The 15,286-nt window shown below is 71.4% G+C and carries 11 protein-coding genes and 1 tRNA gene; 2 read left to right on the top strand and 10 right to left on the bottom strand.

Annotated features, from left to right (window positions below):
- Positions 1 to 14: 14 nt before the first annotated feature.
- On the bottom strand, positions 15 to 3,491 hold the full coding sequence (locus ACFVUT_RS32935; RefSeq protein WP_389657939.1) for a ThuA domain-containing protein: 3,477 nt from the start codon (positions 3,489 to 3,491) through the stop codon (positions 15 to 17).
- A 422-nt stretch (positions 3,492 to 3,913) separates the two neighbouring features.
- Between ACFVUT_RS32935 and ACFVUT_RS32930 the strand changes: the two genes are divergently transcribed.
- Entirely contained in the window at positions 3,914 to 4,378 is a 465-nt protein-coding gene (locus ACFVUT_RS32930) for a nuclear transport factor 2 family protein (RefSeq protein ID WP_389657804.1), read from the top strand.
- A gap of 183 nt (positions 4,379 to 4,561) precedes the next feature.
- Here the strand turns inward: ACFVUT_RS32930 and ACFVUT_RS32925 are convergent, their stop codons facing one another.
- Positions 4,562 to 5,464 (bottom strand): transketolase family protein, encoded by a 903-nt coding sequence (locus tag ACFVUT_RS32925; RefSeq protein WP_389657807.1) that lies wholly within the window; start codon positions 5,462 to 5,464, stop codon positions 4,562 to 4,564.
- A gap of 120 nt (positions 5,465 to 5,584) precedes the next feature.
- On the bottom strand, positions 5,585 to 6,286 hold the full coding sequence (locus ACFVUT_RS32920) for a transketolase (RefSeq protein WP_389657810.1): 702 nt from the start codon (positions 6,284 to 6,286) through the stop codon (positions 5,585 to 5,587).
- A 126-nt stretch (positions 6,287 to 6,412) separates the two neighbouring features.
- Between ACFVUT_RS32920 and ACFVUT_RS32915 the strand changes: the two genes are divergently transcribed.
- A tRNA-Pro gene (locus ACFVUT_RS32915) sits at positions 6,413 to 6,486 on the top strand.
- Between the two features lie 188 nt (positions 6,487 to 6,674).
- Here ACFVUT_RS32915 and ACFVUT_RS32910 read toward each other — a convergent pair.
- From ACFVUT_RS32910 to ACFVUT_RS32880, 7 genes are all read right to left on the bottom strand, one after another.
- Positions 6,675 to 8,354 (bottom strand): PucR family transcriptional regulator, encoded by a 1,680-nt coding sequence (locus tag ACFVUT_RS32910; RefSeq protein WP_389657942.1) that lies wholly within the window; start codon positions 8,352 to 8,354, stop codon positions 6,675 to 6,677.
- Positions 8,355 to 8,382: 28 nt separating this feature from the next.
- On the bottom strand, positions 8,383 to 9,558 hold the full coding sequence (locus ACFVUT_RS32905; RefSeq protein WP_389657813.1) for a M20 family metallopeptidase: 1,176 nt from the start codon (positions 9,556 to 9,558) through the stop codon (positions 8,383 to 8,385).
- Between the two features lie 115 nt (positions 9,559 to 9,673).
- Entirely contained in the window at positions 9,674 to 10,447 is a 774-nt protein-coding gene (locus ACFVUT_RS32900; protein WP_389657816.1) for an SDR family NAD(P)-dependent oxidoreductase, read from the bottom strand.
- Positions 10,444 to 11,478 (bottom strand): alpha-ketoacid dehydrogenase subunit beta, encoded by a 1,035-nt coding sequence (locus ACFVUT_RS32895; RefSeq protein ID WP_389657819.1) that lies wholly within the window; start codon positions 11,476 to 11,478, stop codon positions 10,444 to 10,446. The genes ACFVUT_RS32900 and ACFVUT_RS32895 overlap by 4 nt, the downstream gene beginning before the upstream one ends.
- Positions 11,475 to 12,443, bottom strand: coding sequence for a thiamine pyrophosphate-dependent dehydrogenase E1 component subunit alpha (locus tag ACFVUT_RS32890; RefSeq protein ID WP_389657822.1), 969 nt, complete (start codon positions 12,441 to 12,443; stop codon positions 11,475 to 11,477). The genes ACFVUT_RS32895 and ACFVUT_RS32890 overlap by 4 nt, the downstream gene beginning before the upstream one ends.
- Positions 12,444 to 12,515: 72 nt before the next feature.
- A complete protein-coding gene (locus tag ACFVUT_RS32885) occupies positions 12,516 to 13,403 on the bottom strand; it encodes a VOC family protein (protein WP_389657825.1) in 888 nt (295 codons plus the stop codon).
- Between the two features lie 50 nt (positions 13,404 to 13,453).
- Complete coding sequence (locus tag ACFVUT_RS32880) at positions 13,454 to 15,247, bottom strand: gamma-glutamyltransferase family protein (protein ID WP_389657828.1); 1,794 nt, start codon at positions 15,245 to 15,247, stop codon at positions 13,454 to 13,456.
- Positions 15,248 to 15,286 lie beyond the last annotated feature (39 nt).

Genomic DNA, 15,286 nt, shown 5'->3' with positions numbered 1-15,286 from the left:
GCGGGTCTCCCCTCTCAGCTCACATCGATGCGTACGGAACCGGTGCTGGTGTCGCCTCTGTCGTCGGTCACCGTCAGATGTGCCGTGTACGCGCCCTTCCGGCCGTAGCTGTGGGTGGTCGTCGGCCCCTCCGCTGTGGAGTTGTCGCCGAAGTCCCAGTGGTAGGAGGCGATCGTGCGCCCGGCCACCGGCTTGACCACGCCGCTCAGTGACACGGAGAGCGGTGCGGAGCCCGTTGCCGTGTCAGCCTTCACCACGACCTTCGTGCCGGGGTGCTTCTCGACCCCGGGACCGTTGAACCGGAGCCAGTCGACGGCGAACAGATCGGCCTGGTCGCTGCTCCACCCAGGATTGCTGAACACCACGTACAGCTTCGTGCTGCCACCCGGATTCACCAGTGCCGTCGTCGGTGAGACGACGTTGCCCCAGCCACCCGTGTTCGGCACGGTCACGCTGCCGAGCAGCGGGCCCGTCGGCGACCCGGCCCGGAATTCGACACTGCCGCCGATCCCGCCGGAGGCCGCACCGACGGTCACCGAGTCGATCCTCTTCAGATTCACCGGATCGAAGCTGACCCAGTCACCGTCCTCGATCTCGGTCAGCCGCTTTCCGCCCGAGGCATCGGCCCTGCTCGCGGCCACCACGCCGCCGTGCGTGCCACCGGTCGCCGTGAAGTGCTCGGCCTCGCGGAAGGAGGTACGCAGCGTGAGCGAGGTGGAACCGGTCAGCGCGGGCGCGCCAGGCGCCCCCTTGTCCTCGTACTGAGCGGTGATCCCGTAGTACAGGTTCTGTCCCGGACCGTGACTGTCCCCGGCATCCGTGACGATCTCACCCGTGCAGCCGGTGTAGTTGTCCAGCGGGTGCAGATGGGTGTCGTGGCCGAGCTGCGACTGCACGACCACCCGTGCGCAGTCGATCGGCCCGGCTCTGCCGTCCTCCTTGTCCTTGACCTTGACGGTGAAGGGGATGGTGTCGCCGAAGCTGAACATCCCGCCGTTCGGCGGTTGTTGGATGGACACCTCGGGACGGGTGTTGCCGACGGTGATGTCCTGCACCGCCTGTGCCGTGAGGCCACCGGGCCCGGTGACCGTGAGCCGTGCGGTGACCAGCCCCTTCGCGCGGTAGGTGTACGAGGGGTTCGCGTCCGTCGAGTCGGTGGTGCCGTCTCCGTCGAAGTCCCAGGCATACGAGACCTGTTGACCGTCGGGAAGTCCGGATCCGGCACTGGAGAAGTCGACGGTCAGCGGCGTGGGGCCGTTGTCACGGCTCGCGGTGATCTTCGCATCCGGCAGCCGTCCGTCACCGACGTAGTCGATCCGGTAGATGCCCGCACCCTCGTTGCTGCCCCCACGGCCCGTACCGCTGCCGAGTCCGAAGTCGATGACGTACAGCGCCCCGTCGGGACCGAAGTCGGCATCGAAGGGCTGGTTCCACTCCATGTCCTGGAAGATGCCGTTGACGGACTGGAGTTCACCGGCCTTGACGGGAGCGAACCGCGGATCGTCGAACGTCTGGTCCTTCTGCTGGAAGGAGAACGTCTTGAACCACCGCCGGGTCAGTTCGTAGGTGAACCACTTCCCCTCGAAGTACTCCGGGAACTTCGTGCGGTAGGTGTTGTCCGGGTCGTAGTCGTAGACGGGACCGCTCATCGGTCCGCCGCCCCCGGTGCCGAGCTCCGGGAATTCGGCGGACGCGGAGTAGGCGTACCAGACGGTGGCGGGCTGGGCGGGCGGCAGTTCCCGCAGCCCGGTGTTGTTCGGCGAGTCATTGACGAGCGCCGCACAGTCGAACTTCGGACCCGACTTCTTCGCCGTGAAGTCGTAGTCGTTGAACGGGGTGTTGTCGCCGATGCAGTACGGCCAGCCGAAGTTCCCCGCCTTGGTGATACGGGTGTACTCGACGGTCCCCTCGGGTCCGCGGTCGGCGACCTCCGCCTTGGCGTCCGGACCGTAGTCGCCGACCAGCAGTGCGCCGCTCAGCGGATCGGTGGTGATCCGGAAGGGATTGCGCATCCCCATCGCGTAGATCTCCGGACGGGTCTTCTCCGTACCGGGCGCGAAGAGATTCCCCTCGGGGACGGTGTACGTACCGTCGTCCTGCGGCGTGATGCGCAGAACCTTGCCGCGCAGATCGTTCGTATTGCCCGCGGTGCCCTGCGCGTCCCAGGCGCGTCGGCCCTCGCCCTCGTCGATCGGTGCGAAGCCGTCCGAGGCGAACGGATCGGTGTTGTCCCCGGTCGCCGCGTACAGATGGCCGGCCTTGTCGAAGGTCAGCGAGCCGGCCATGTGGGAATTGGCCCGGCCCTCGCCGCGCCACGTCGGAATGGTCAGCAGCCGTTTCTCCGACGCGGGATCGATCGTGTTGCCGGTGACCGTGAACCGGGAGAGGTCGAGCTGCTTCTCGGTCTTGTCGGAGTGCAGCAGATACAGCCAGTTGTTGTCCGCGAAGCCGGGGTCGAGTGCGAGGCCGAGCAGTCCGTCGGACTGGCTGGTCATCTCCGGCGTGTACGCGAAGTCCAGCGCGGTCGACACCTTCATCGTCTGCTGGTCGATGACCTTCACCTTCCCGGTGCGCTGGGCGAAGAACACCCTCCGGTCGGGGGCGACGGCCAGTTCGAACGGGTCGGCGAGATCGCTCGTCGCCAGCGCGGTCCGCTGGAACGAACCGGTCCGCGTCGCTGTGCAGTCGCCCGGCTTCGCGCCCGCGGCCCACTCGATGCCGCCGAGGAGGTGCCGGACGAAACCCTCCTCCTGGAAGGCCGAGGACGCGTGGCCGCCCGCGGTGAACCAGGACCGGCCGCCGTCGTAGTTCTGGCACCAGGACCATGGGTGGTCCACGCCTTCGTCGAGCCCCGTGACGCCGTCACGCACCTTGATCTGCGCGAGGGTGTGGACCGCGGAGGTGGGATTGGTGCGCCAGTTGTACCACTCCTCGGTGCGCTCCCAGAGATCGGGGAGGCCCTTGGTGGAGGGGTGCGCGTGGTCCAGGACCTTGATCCGGCCGGTCTGTACGGCCGGGTGCTGGTCGAAGACGGCACCGACGAGCCCCTCGTACCAGTCCCAGTCGCGCTCACTGGCGGACGCGGCGTGCAGACCGACCCAGCCGCCTCCCGCCCGGACATACTTCTGCAGGGCCGCCCGCTCATCGGCGTTCAGCAAGTCACCTTTCTCCGGTGTGGAGTTGGTGTTGTTGAACACGATGGCCTGGAAGCGGGCGAGATCGGAGTCGTTGAAGACGGCGGAGTCGTCGGTCGCCTCGACCTCGAACCCGTTCTCGGCGCCGAGCTTCTTGATCGCTTCGATTCCCGCGGGTATCGAGTCGTGCCTGAAGTTGGTGACCTCGGAGTAGACCAGGACCCGGAAGGAAGCCGCGTGGGCGCGGGGCGGCGAGGCCACCAGGAAGCCGAGGGCCAGCGCCAGGAGTGCGGTGACGGCGATCAGTGGTTGGGGAAAGCGGTGTCTGCGTAAGAGGGTGCCGGACCACGGATGCATGGACGACGGACGATGACTCATGGGCGCTCCCTGTGCGGTAGATGCCGACTGCGGGATTTAGAAAGCGCTTTCTGAAGTGCATCGCTCAGATTAGGTTCAGGACCTGAGGGGGTCAATGGGCGGGGAGCGATGTCTGTGGCTTCGCTGTGGCCGGCCCTCCCGATGCCCGTGCGGGGGCGGTGAGCCTCGGCCGGCGGCCGGTCCTGTGCGGCCTGCCGTGTCACATTCCGGAGGGCTGTGCCGTCGTACTGCTGAAACCGAACACACCGTCCGGCGAGCAGGAGCCCCAGGGACGCCCGCCGATCACGCCGTGCCGGCAGCCGGGCCGCGCGCTGCGGGTCACCGCCGGGGTGGGGAGCCTGCGTCCCGGGCGGGCCCGGTGATGTTCGTGCACCGGGTTACAGGCGACAAGGAGCAGACCGATGAATGACTTGATGAAGGACTTCCAGGCCATCGCAGATCGCGTCGAGATCGAGGCGCTGCGCGGTGAGTTCACCGACGCGGCGATGATGCGCGACTACGATCGTCTCGCTCTGCTGTTCCTGCCGGACGGCGCGCTGCGGATGCCCAACATCCCCGCTGAGCTCGACGGCCGGGAGGCGATCCGTGCCTGGGGCAGGCGGGTGCCGGAGTTCGTGGACTTCCTCGTGCAGAACACACACCCGGGCGTGATCCGGCTCGATGGGGACACCGCGTCCGGCCGTGCGTACATGTCGGAGATCGGGCGTGCCCGCGATGGCCGCGGTGGGCTGAACTACGCGATCTACCACGACCGTTACCAGCGCACCGGCGACGGCTGGAAGTTCGTCGAGCGCGTCTACGAAGTCCGCTACGAGGACTCCTCGCCGCTGGCCGGCTCGCCGCCCCGCCGGGCCGAGGACGCGTGACCGGCCCCCTGTGAAGGCCAGGTCGCCCGAGCACACCGGTCATCGGTCCTCTCGCGCGACCTGGCACCGCGGCAGATCAGGGGAAGCGCATCCTGCCGGATGCGCTTCGCCGGGACAGCGGTGGGCGGCGGCGCCGGGCCCCGCAGGCGGAACCCTCCCGTCATCGTTGGAGGAACCCTCCCGTCATCGTTGGAGGAACGCGCCGATTCGTTCCCGCAGGCCGCGCGCATCCAGACTGTGCGCGGTGAGGTGCTCCTCCATCTCCCCGTACTTGCGCAGCTCGGCCCGCCCCACCCCGAGGCCCAGCACGCGGTGCGGCAGCTCGGCGAGTGCGTCATTGGCCGCGGCCGTGGAGGTGCCCGCCAGGTACGGCTCGACGATCACCACGTCGGCGGCGTTGCGATCGCCCACCGCCCGCCGCAGTCCGGGCCCGTCGAACGGGCGCACCGTCGTCGCGTACAGCACGGTCGCATCGAGGCCGTCGGTCGCCGCGAGGACCTGGTCGAGCATCGGCCCGACCGCGATCACCACCCCGCTCGTCCCTTGCCGTACAGCGGTGAACCCGGTTCCCGCGCCGACCGGTCGTGCCCGCTCGTTCGACTGCAGCGACAGCCGTACGTAGACCCGGCCGTCCCCGGCGGCGGCCTCCCGCAGCAGCTTCTCGGCCTCATCGGGGTGGCCCGGGACATGAACCGTCCAGCCGTCGAGGGTGTCCAGGAGCGCCACATCGCCCGGTGACATATGCGTGAAGCCGCCGGCCGGCCAGTCGTACGACGCTCCGGCGCTCACCAGCACGCCACTCACTCCCTGATGGCCGAAGTCCAGCTTGACCTGCTCGAACGGCCGTTCCACCAGAAAGCTGGCGAAAGTGTGCACGATCGGCCGCAGGCCGGTGAGCGCCATCCCGGCGCCTGCCCCGATCAGCAGCTGCTCCCTGATCCCCACATTGATGACGCGGTCCGGATGGGCCCGCGCGGCCCGGTCGAAGCCGTCGCGGCTGATCTCGGCCAGCACCAGTGCGAGACGGGGGTCCTCGTCCAGCAACTGCGACGTGGTCGCGATGAAGCGGTCACGCATCGTGTCCATGGGAAGTGTTCCTCTCCGGTTCCGTTGCGTCGGCGTCGGCATTGGTGCCGGTGTCGGCGTCCGTGTCGGCCTCCGCTTCCGCATCGGCGTCTGTTTCTTCTTCGCTTCGAGCCGGGGCGTTCAGTTCTTCGGGGCGGTGCGCGCGATCACGGCCCGCGGCTGCCCGGGGTGCGGCGCGGTGAAGGCCGCGTGCAACGCCTCGTGGTCCCGTCCGTCGACGGTGCCGACCGACCAGCCGGCGGCTTCGAACCGGGCCGCGATTCCGCCGGGCCGGGCGTGCGAAGCGGACGCGTTGTCGATCACCACGGTGTGCAACTGCTCCAGTCCGGCCGGGCCCGCGTAGGCGAGGGCCTCGTGGTTGCTGCCCTCGTCCAGCTCGGCGTCCCCGATCAGCACCCATACGCTCGGGCCGGTCAGCCCCTGCGCCCGCAGACCGAGCGCGCTCCCCACGGCCAGGGGCAGCCCGTGGCCCAGCGACCCGCTGCCGATCTCGACACCCGGCACCAGCGTCCGGTCCGGGTGGTGCCCGAGCGGCGAGTCGTAGGCGCCGAATCCGGACAGCAGCTCCTCGCGGATGAAGCCGTGCGCCGCCAGAACCGCGTAGTACGCCATCGGGCCGTGCCCCTTCGACAGCAGGAAGCGGTCGCGGCCGGGTGCGTCGACGGTGTCGGGCGTCACCCGCAGTACCCGGTGGTACAGCACCCACAGGGCGTCCAGCGTGGAGGTGGCGGCGGGGCCGTGCTTCTCGTCCCCCGTCATCAGGCTCATCAGCCTGTTCATGTCGCGGTAGTCAGCGGTAGGCGCAGAGGTCGCGTTCGTCATGTCTTCAGCGTTGAACATCAAGTCCGGTTGAGGTCAAGCGTGAAAGGCGTTCGTGACCACCCGTCGAAGTGCGGTATTGTTCTCATGCGCGTTCGGCCAGGGGGAAACCCCAGGTCAGGCGGGTATCGGGACGTGGCGCAGCTTGGTAGCGCACTTGACTGGGGGTCAAGGGGTCGCAGGTTCAAATCCTGTCGTCCCGACTCGTGAGAGTCGCAGGTCAGGGCCGGTTTCGGAGAGATCCGAAACCGGCCCTTGATCATTCCCGGGGGTCACCCGGGGGCCAGGGCCCCTTGACCGTGTCAGCGGGTGAGGTCGATCGGGCTCGGCAGCGGGCCGACAGACATGGGGATGTCCCGCATCCGGCCCCTGGACCGCACTGTACGGTCGGTCAGTCGCGCATCGCGTCCAGGGCCATCAGGGCCACCGACAAAGAGGTGCACACGTCGTCGGAGTCCAGGTCCACGCCGAGGATGCCGCTGATGCGGGCGAGGCGCTCGTACATCCAGGCTCGGGAGACGTGGGCGGCCTCGGCGGCGGCCGTCTTGTTGCGGCCGGAGTCCAGATAGGTACGAAGCAACCGGACCAGGTTCGTTCCGTGCTTCTCGTCATGCAGGAGCAGCGGGCGTAGTTCGCGCTCCGCGAAGGTCTGGAGCCGGGCGTCGTCGCGCATCAACTGAAGCAGGCCACGCAGGCGAAGGTCGGGGAGCCGGTAGTAGAGGCGGCGCTCGCCCAGCCGGGCAGCGGCGTCGGCCACCTGTATGGTGCCGACCAGCACGCCGCGCACTTCGCTGACCGACGACAGGACGTCGCCGACCGCCATGACGTACCCGCTCTCCGGGGCATCGCGGTGAATGCGGTGGGCCAGGCGCTCCACCGCGGCGTGCGGATCCTCGCCGAGCCCGAAGGACAGCAGGATTCCGATCACCGCGTCCTCGACCGGGCCGACCAGCGCGAGCAGTCCGGTGTCGCGGACCGCGTCGTTGGCCACACCCGCCGCGGCGCGCAGGACCGCCTGCCGGTCCAGGGCGTTGTCCGGCAGTGTCTCGGTCATGGACAGCACCACGGGCACGAGCCGGCGTCCGTCCAGCGGCACGCCGATGGCGCGGGCCTCCGAGGCGATCTCGGCGCTGGTCTGCTTGGGCGACAGCAGTCCGGACAGCAGGGTGCGGTGGGTGTGCAGAGAGAGGGTTTCCTCGTCGCGGGCCAGCAGCCGTCCGAGCGCCAGGGTGGAGGCGGCCCGCTCGACCAGCATCGTCAGCCGCGGCGAGGGAGCGGGCACCGACACCAGGACCAGCCGCCCCCAGTCCTGGCCCCGTGCGCCCACGGTGCTCATCAGCCAGCCGCTGCGTTCGTCGTACGCGGTGCGGGTTGCGGCCTGCACGGAACGGGAACGGGCCTCCCACTGTGCGAGCACCGTGTCGGCTGCCTGTCCGGCCGTGTCGTAGACGAGCACCTGGTGGGCCAGGTTCTCCAGGACGGCGGGCGTCCGTGACATGCGGACGACCTGGTGGAGCACGTCGGTCGGCTCCGCGCCCTCCACGGTCAGCTCGTTGAAGATCTGGTGGATCTCCTCGGAGGCGCGCAGTTCGTCGATGCGGTTCTCCAGGATCCGCCAGTGCACGTCCTCGGTGACCTCGACGAACCGGGTGGTGCGCAACAGCGCGACGAGCGGCAGCCCGTGCCGTTCCGCCGCGGCCCGCATGGCCTGCGGGACCGAGTCGCGAAACCGCGGCCCGAGGCCGACGACGATCCCGGCCGCGCCGACACCGGCGAGTTCGGTGACGAAGCGGACCAGGGAGGCGTCGTCGGAGGGCAGAGCGATGCCGGTGGTGAGGATCAGCTCGCCACCGCTCAGCATCGGCGCGATGGTCGGCAGCTCGCTCACATGCACCCAGCGCACCGGCCCGCCCAGGCCGGCGGCGCCGGCCACGACCTTCGGGCGGCCCTCGCTCAGCGAGGGGAACTTCAGGACCTCGGCGACGGTCGGCAGGCTCTCCACGACGGGGAAGGCCGCGCGGGGACCGGCGGGGCCGGTGCGGCGTGGGGGTCCGTCGAGGCTGCCGTCCATCCGTGTCACGCCTTTCCTGGGCAATTCCTCATATCGCGGTGTCTTGCCAATTGTTCACCAACGTCCAGAGCATCCGGGCACCGAGGTCCAGGTCGGCGAGCGGCACGTACTCGTCAGCGGTGTGCGCCTGGTCGGTCGCGCCGGGGCCGAAGACCGTGCAGGAGGTGCTTCCGGTGAGCGCGGCGACCATCGAGGCGTCGGTGTACGCCTCGTGTCCGTCGGCTCCGCCGACCGGCACGGCGCGCCCCGTGTGCTCCTGGTGGGCGGCGCGCAGGGCCCGGACGATCGGGGAGTCGTCGGCCGCGCGGACCGGGGGCCGCTCCGCGCCGAGCGGTTCGATCAGGTACTCGGCGCCCGGGTGCTCGGCGACCACGGCGGCGGCCACCCGCTCGACCAGCGCCTGGGCGTGTGCGGGGGTCATCGGGGGGACGATCCGCACGTCCAGGCCCGCTTCCGACGAGGGCGGGACGACGTTGGTGGCGACACCGCCGTGGAAGGTGCCGCAGGTGAAGCGTGGCCGGCCGAGCACCTCGTCCTCGTACGGCAGCGCCGCGAACACGGTCTTGAGCCGGTCCACGATCTTGGCCATCAGGTGGTTGGCGTCGATGCCGAGGTGGGCCCGGCCCGCGTGCGCCATGCGGCCACGGACCCGCAGGGTGAGCCAGCGCAGGCCCATCTGGGCGATCCGCAGCCGCATTCCGGTGGGCTCCAGTGCGAGGACCTGGTCGTCGGGGCGCAGCAGTCCGCTGTCGACGAGGCGGTGCGCGCCGGCCATGTCCGGGGCCTCCTCGTCGACCGTGGCGACCAGGAGCACGTCACCGGCGGGCGGGCGCCCGTCGGCGGTGAGCGCGTCGAGCAGGTTGATCGACAGGGCGAGGCCCGCCTTCATGTCGCAGGCGCCGCGTCCGTACAGCCGGCCGTCCGCGATGGCGCCGCCGAACGGCGGGAAGGTCCAGCCCTCGCCGACCGGGACCGTGTCCATGTGGCTGAGCAGCACCAGACGGGGGGCGGTGCCCGCGCCGGGCACCCGGGCCACGATGTTGTCCCGGCCCTCGGCGACCGGCATCCGTTCGACGGCCAGGCCCGCGTCGGTGAGACGGTTGCCGACCCACTCTGCGCACGCGCCCTCCTGCGGGCCGGGATTCTGGCTGTCGATGCCGATCAGGGCGCGGGTGTCGCCGATGACGCGGTCCAGGGAGATCATGCTGTTCCTCGGGTTCGGCGGGCGACGGTCCACCGGAACATGTCCGACGGACCGCCACCCGGTAGGTGGTGGGGCCGGCCGGGCGCGCGGCACCGGCCGGATGGGGAGGACGGGGTCAGCCCGCCGGGGGCGGACCGTCGACGACAAGGTTCTGGCCGCTGATGCCGGAGGACTCGGCCGACACCAGCCAGGCGCAGACGCGGCCCACCTCGCCGGGATCGATCAGCCGTCGGAACGCGGAGGCGTCCGCGAAGCGGGCCAGGACCTCCTCGGCCGGGGCGCTCTCGCGCTCGGCAACCTGGGCGGCCAACCGCCGCAGCATGGGGCTGTCCACGTTGCCGGGGCAGACCGCGTTGGCCCGGCCGCCGTACCCGGCGATCTCCGCGGCGAAGGACTGCACGAAGCCGATCAGTCCGAACTTCGAGGCGCTGTAGGCGGCGCCGCCGGCCTCGCCGCGCAGCCCCGCCGTCGAGGACAGGAACACCGACCCGAAGGGCCGTGCGTCGGTCGCGAGCATCCGCGCCAGGGCCTGCCCGGTACGGAACGCGCCGTTCAGGTTGACGTCCATCAGCCGTTCGTAGCCCGGCCAGTCGAGGTCGGCCACCGGACCGGTCACGTTCACGCCGGGGGCGTACACCAGTCCGTCCAGCCGCGCGTCGGGGCCCTCCCACGCCGTTCGCAGCAGTTCGTCGACGGACGTCTGCTCGGTGACGTCCACCCGGACCGCGTGGTGCCCGCCGCCGGGCAGCCCGGCCAGGGCCGGCGACGGGTCGGCGGCGTCCGCGGCCCACACCGCGTGACCGCGCGCGGCGAGCGCCGCGCAGGCGGCCCGGCCCAGCGCACCCGCCGCGCCGACCACGACCACCCGGGAGCCGTGCCGCGCGCTCATGCCGCACCGCCCATGGCGCGGACGGCCTGCGCGATCGACGCCCGGCGCGGCACGACGGCCTCCTCCAGGCTGCGGGCCGCAGGCACGGGCACGTCGGGTGTGCCGTGCCGCGCGACGTGCCGCAGCGCCTGCGGCCCCAGGCGCTCGATCACCCCTGTGACGATCTCGCCGCTGAGACCGAACCCGAGGTAGTCCTCGTCCACGACCATCAGCCGGCCGGTCCTCGCGACCGAGGCACAGACCGTGTCGAGGTCGAGGGGTACGACGCTGCGCAGGTCGATCACTTCGACGTCGACGCCCTCGGCCGCCAGGTCCTGGGCGGCGAGCAGGCTCTCGCCGACGGTCGCACTCAGGGTCACCAGCGTCAGGTCGGATCCCGGCCGTACGACGGCGGCCTGGCCGAGCGGCACGGTGTAGGCCTCGCGCGGCACCTCGGCGCCGTGGGTGAACGTCCCGGCCTTCTGCAGGAGCAGGCCCTTGTGCTCGATGAACACCACCGGGTCGTCGCTGCGGACCGCCGCCGCCATCAGGCCCTTGCTGTCGTACGGCGAGGACGGCGCGACGACGCGCAGGCCGGGCAGGTGGGCGAAGGTGCCCCACAGGCACTGGGAGTGCTGGGCGGCGGAGCCGATGCAGCCGCCCGCCGTCTTGATCACCATGGGCATGCCGACCCGGCCGCCGGTCATGTAACGGATCTTCGCGGCGGCGTTGTAGACCTGCTCCAGGCACACACCGATGAAGTCGACGAACATCACCTCGACGACCGGCCGGTAGCCCTCCATGGCCAGGCCGACCGCCGCGCCGGTGAAGGCCATCTCGGAGATCGGCGTGTCCCGCACCCGGTCGCGGCCGAACGCCTTCTGCAGACCGCGGGTGCTGCCGAAGACGCCGCCCTGGAGACCGACGTCCTCGCCGAGCACGAGGACGCGCTCGTCACGTTCCATCTCCAGTCGCAGGGACTCCGCGACGCATTGCGAGACGTTGACGTTGCGGACGGCCGTACGGGCTGCGGCCGGGGTGGTGACGCTCATGCGCTGGGGCCTTTCGCGAAGACGTGGTCACGGGCGGTGGCGGGATCGGGCATCGGATCGGCGCGTACCTCGGCCAGGACGGCCGCGATCTCGGCGGCCACCGCGGCCTCCTCCGCGTCGAGCCGGGCCTCGGTCGCGATCCCCCGGGCGAGGATCCGGGCCCGGGTCAGGGGCAGCGGGTCGCGTTCCTGGCGGTGGTGTTCCTTCTCGGCGGCGGGCCGGTAGAGGTCCAGGTCGCCCTCGAAGTGACCGCGGAACCGGTAGCAGGTGGCCTCCAGCACGGCGGGACCGCCACCGCCGCGGGCGTGCGCGACCGCCTCGGCGAACGCCTCGTCGACGGCCTCGACGTCCAGTCCGTCCACCCGCCGGCCCCAGGCGCCGTACGCGGCCGCCCGTTCGGCCAGGGTCGGGGTGGCCGTGGAGTCGGTGAAGGGGACCGAGATGGCCCACTCGTTGTTCTCGATGAGGACCACGAGCGGCAGCTTCCAGGCACCGGCCATGTTGAGGCTCTCGTGGAAGCCGCCGGTGTTCGCGCCGCCGTCGCCGGTGAAGCCGACCGCCACCGAGTCGCGGCCCTCCAGCCGGGCGGCCCAGGCGTGCCCGAGCGCGACCGGCAGGGTGGCGCCGACGATGCCGGTGGTCGAGAACCGTCGCTCCTGGTCGAAGAGGTGCATGTGGCCGCCGAAGCCGCCGCACAGCCCGGTCTCGCGTTCGTAGATCTCCGCGAGCAGCGGCCGGACCTCGACCCCCTTTGCCAGCGCGTGCAGATGGCTGCGATGCGTGCTGACCATGGCGTCGTCCGGACGCAGCGCGCCCATCAGGCCGGCGGCGACGGCCTCCTGGCCGATTCCGGTGTGCAGTTCGCCGTGGATCTCGCGGGTGGGCACGCCTTCCAGGCACGCCTCCTCGAAGCGGCGCATGCGCACCATGTCCAGGTAGCGCTGTACGAGAGTGGGTCCGTCCATGGGTTCTGCTCCTCGCCTCCGGGCTCGTGGCACGGGTGTCGCTCGCTGTCGTGGCTGTGGTCCGTGGTGGTGTCAGTGGTGGTCAGGGCCGGGGCACGGCTGCTCCTCCAGTTCCACGACGGTGCGGGAGGGGGTGAGGCAGTACGCGGCCCTGCCCTCGGCGAACTCGGTGGGCCGGCCGATCAGCGACCCGCCCGCGGCGGTCAGTTCGGCCAGTGCGGCGTCGAGGTCGTCCACCAGGTGGGCGGTGTGGCTGTCGCCCGGCCGGACGGGCAGCCAGGGGGCGGCGTCGTCGGGGACACCCGTGAAGGCGAGCAGTTCCAGCCGCTGCCCGGTCACCGGGGACACGCACTGCACGAGGTCGCAGCCCAGCCCCGGGACACCGAGCAGGTCCGCGACGAGGCCGGTCATGCCGTGCGCCTCGAAGGCCACCTCGAAGCCGAGTACCCGGCGGTGGAAGTCGACCGCCGCGCCCAGGGCGGGGACGACGATCCCGCTGTGGTGCCAGGACCACGTAGCGGCCGTGCCGGCGTGGGCGGGCGCCGGGCGCGCGGCGGTGTAGGCCCGCCAGCCGCCGTAGGCGGAGATGTCGAGGTGCCGGCCCTCGGCCAGGTCTCTCGGGTAGAGGATGCCGTCCAGGGTGCGGCCGTCGGACAGGTCGACCGGCCCTCGGTACAGCCCCGGTGGCTCGCCCTCCTCGACCGCGCGCAGTACGTCGGCCGGCATCCGGTAGATCTCACCCGGCACCGAGATGCCGTGCCGTGCGGCCTCGCCGGGCCCGAGCCGGTACATGCCCGGGTGGACGTCGCCGATCGAGTGGAGCCGGTACTCCGGGACCGTGTGGGCCTCTCCGAGGTACTCGGCGCCCGCCAGGTTGGCGTGCAGCGCCAGTCCGCGCATGAGCGTGCCGTTCACGAACAGGTCGATCGCGGGCGGGGTTTCGGGGGTTTCGGATCGCATGGAACCCATCTCCTCAGGACGGTCGTGTGGGTGAGGCACGGACGCAGGACCTAGCGGGCCATCGCGTAGGCGCTGCGCCGCGGGTCGGCCCCGGCTGTGAGGACGCGTCGGCCGTCCGGGGCCGGTGGGGTCAGATCCCCGACCGTCTGGACGGAGCCCGCGTCGAACTCGTAGGCGGGCCAGGTCCGCACGCGGTGGCCGCGCGCGGCGAGAGCTTCGCGGACGGCGGCCGGCACGCGGTCCTCGACCAGCAGCAGGCCGCCGCCGCTGGGGTGCGGGTGGAAGCCGCCGGGGTAGCTGGAGCCGAAGACCCGGGGCGCCTCGACGGCCTGCTGCGCGGTCATGCCGAAGACGGCATCGTTGAGGAACGACTGGAGCATGGCCTGCACGATGACGTCGCCGCCCGGACAGGCCATGGCGCCGACCGCCGGCCCGCCGCCGTCGGCCGCGTCGCGCAGCGTGATCATCGCGGCCGGTGTGACACACGGCCGTTTGCCCGGCGCCATGACGTTGGGGTGCCCGGCGACCAGCCTGCTCTGTACGCCGCGCGGCGAGCAGAGGATGCCGAGCCCGGGAATGAGCGGGGCGCCGTCGGCGGTGTCGCTGGGCGAGGAGGCGAACGCGTTGCCGTGGGCGTCCATGACGACGATCGCGGTGGTGCTGCCGATCCTGGGCCTGCCGTCGTCCGGAGCCGGCAGCTCGGGCAGCGCCCGGTGCCCGATGCGGGCGCGCAGCGCGTCCAGGCGGGCGCCGGACAGCAGCACGGCCGGATCGGCAAAGGTGTGGGCGGGGTCGCCGTAGTGGCGCTCGCGTTCGGCGAAGGCCAGCTTCAGCGCCTCGGTGACGAGGTGAAGGTACGCCTCGCTGTTGTGGCCGACCGCCGCCAGGTCGTAGCCGTCGAGCACGCCCAGTGCCTGGGCGACGATCAGGCCCTGGCTCCAGGCCGGGGTGACGTGCACCGTGCGGTCCTTGAAGCGTACGGCGGGTGCCTCGGCGACCTCGGCGGCGAAGGACGCGAGGTCGGCGGTTTCCAGGAATCCTCCGGCCTCGGTGACGAACTCGGCGATGCGCCGGGCGGGTTCGCCTCGGTAGAACGCGTCGTGGGCCGCCCGCAGACCGCCCTCGCGGTCCGCGCCCGCGGCCTTGGCGGCGGCCTCGGCGGCGGCCAGGGACTGCAGCAGGGCGCCGAGTTCGGGCTGGACCAGGCGTTCACCGGCCTGTGGTGCCCGGCCCTCGGGCCAGTACACCGCGCGGCTGGACTCCCAGCGCGAGAAGCCGCGGCCCATGACGGCCAGGGTGTTCGCCGTGCGCAGGTCCAGCGGGAAGCCCTGCTCGGCGAGCGCGATGGCGGGCTGTGCCACCTCGGCGAAGCTCAGCGTGCCGAACTCGCGCAGCGCGGTGATCCAGCCGGAGGGGGCGCCGGGGACGATGGACGGGGCCCCGCCCAGCGGCAGCGTGCCGCCGTGGCGGGCGAGCATGGAGTCGAGGGTGGCCGTACGTCCCCATCTGCCGACGCCCGCGACGCTGTGCACGGTGTCCGAACCGGCGGCGCGTACGAGGACGGGGGCGATGCCGCCGAAGTTCGCCATGTCGGCCTGGACGACATTGGAGGCGAGCCCGGCCGCGACCCCGGCGTCCACGGCGTTGCCGCCGCGCCCCAGCACCTCGGCGGCGATCTGGCTGACCAGCGGATGCCCGGCGACGACCGCCCAGCGCTCGCCGAGCAGCGTGGGGCGCATCGACTCGGCCCCCGGGAAGACCCCGGGCACCACGCCGCCGCCCATGCCCGCTCCCTTGCGCGGACCGGGTTCCTCGGCCCGCTCGAATCCCTGCGCGATAGTCATCGCTTCTCCGTCCTCGGTGTATCCGTCAACTCGTCCGGC

The sequence above is a fragment of the Streptomyces sp. NPDC058051 genome, assembly GCF_042885475.1.
GTDB lineage: Bacteria > Actinomycetota > Actinomycetes > Streptomycetales > Streptomycetaceae > Streptomyces.
The sequence above is the reverse complement of the archived record's forward strand: the minus strand, read 5'-3'. Positions and strand labels throughout refer to the sequence as shown.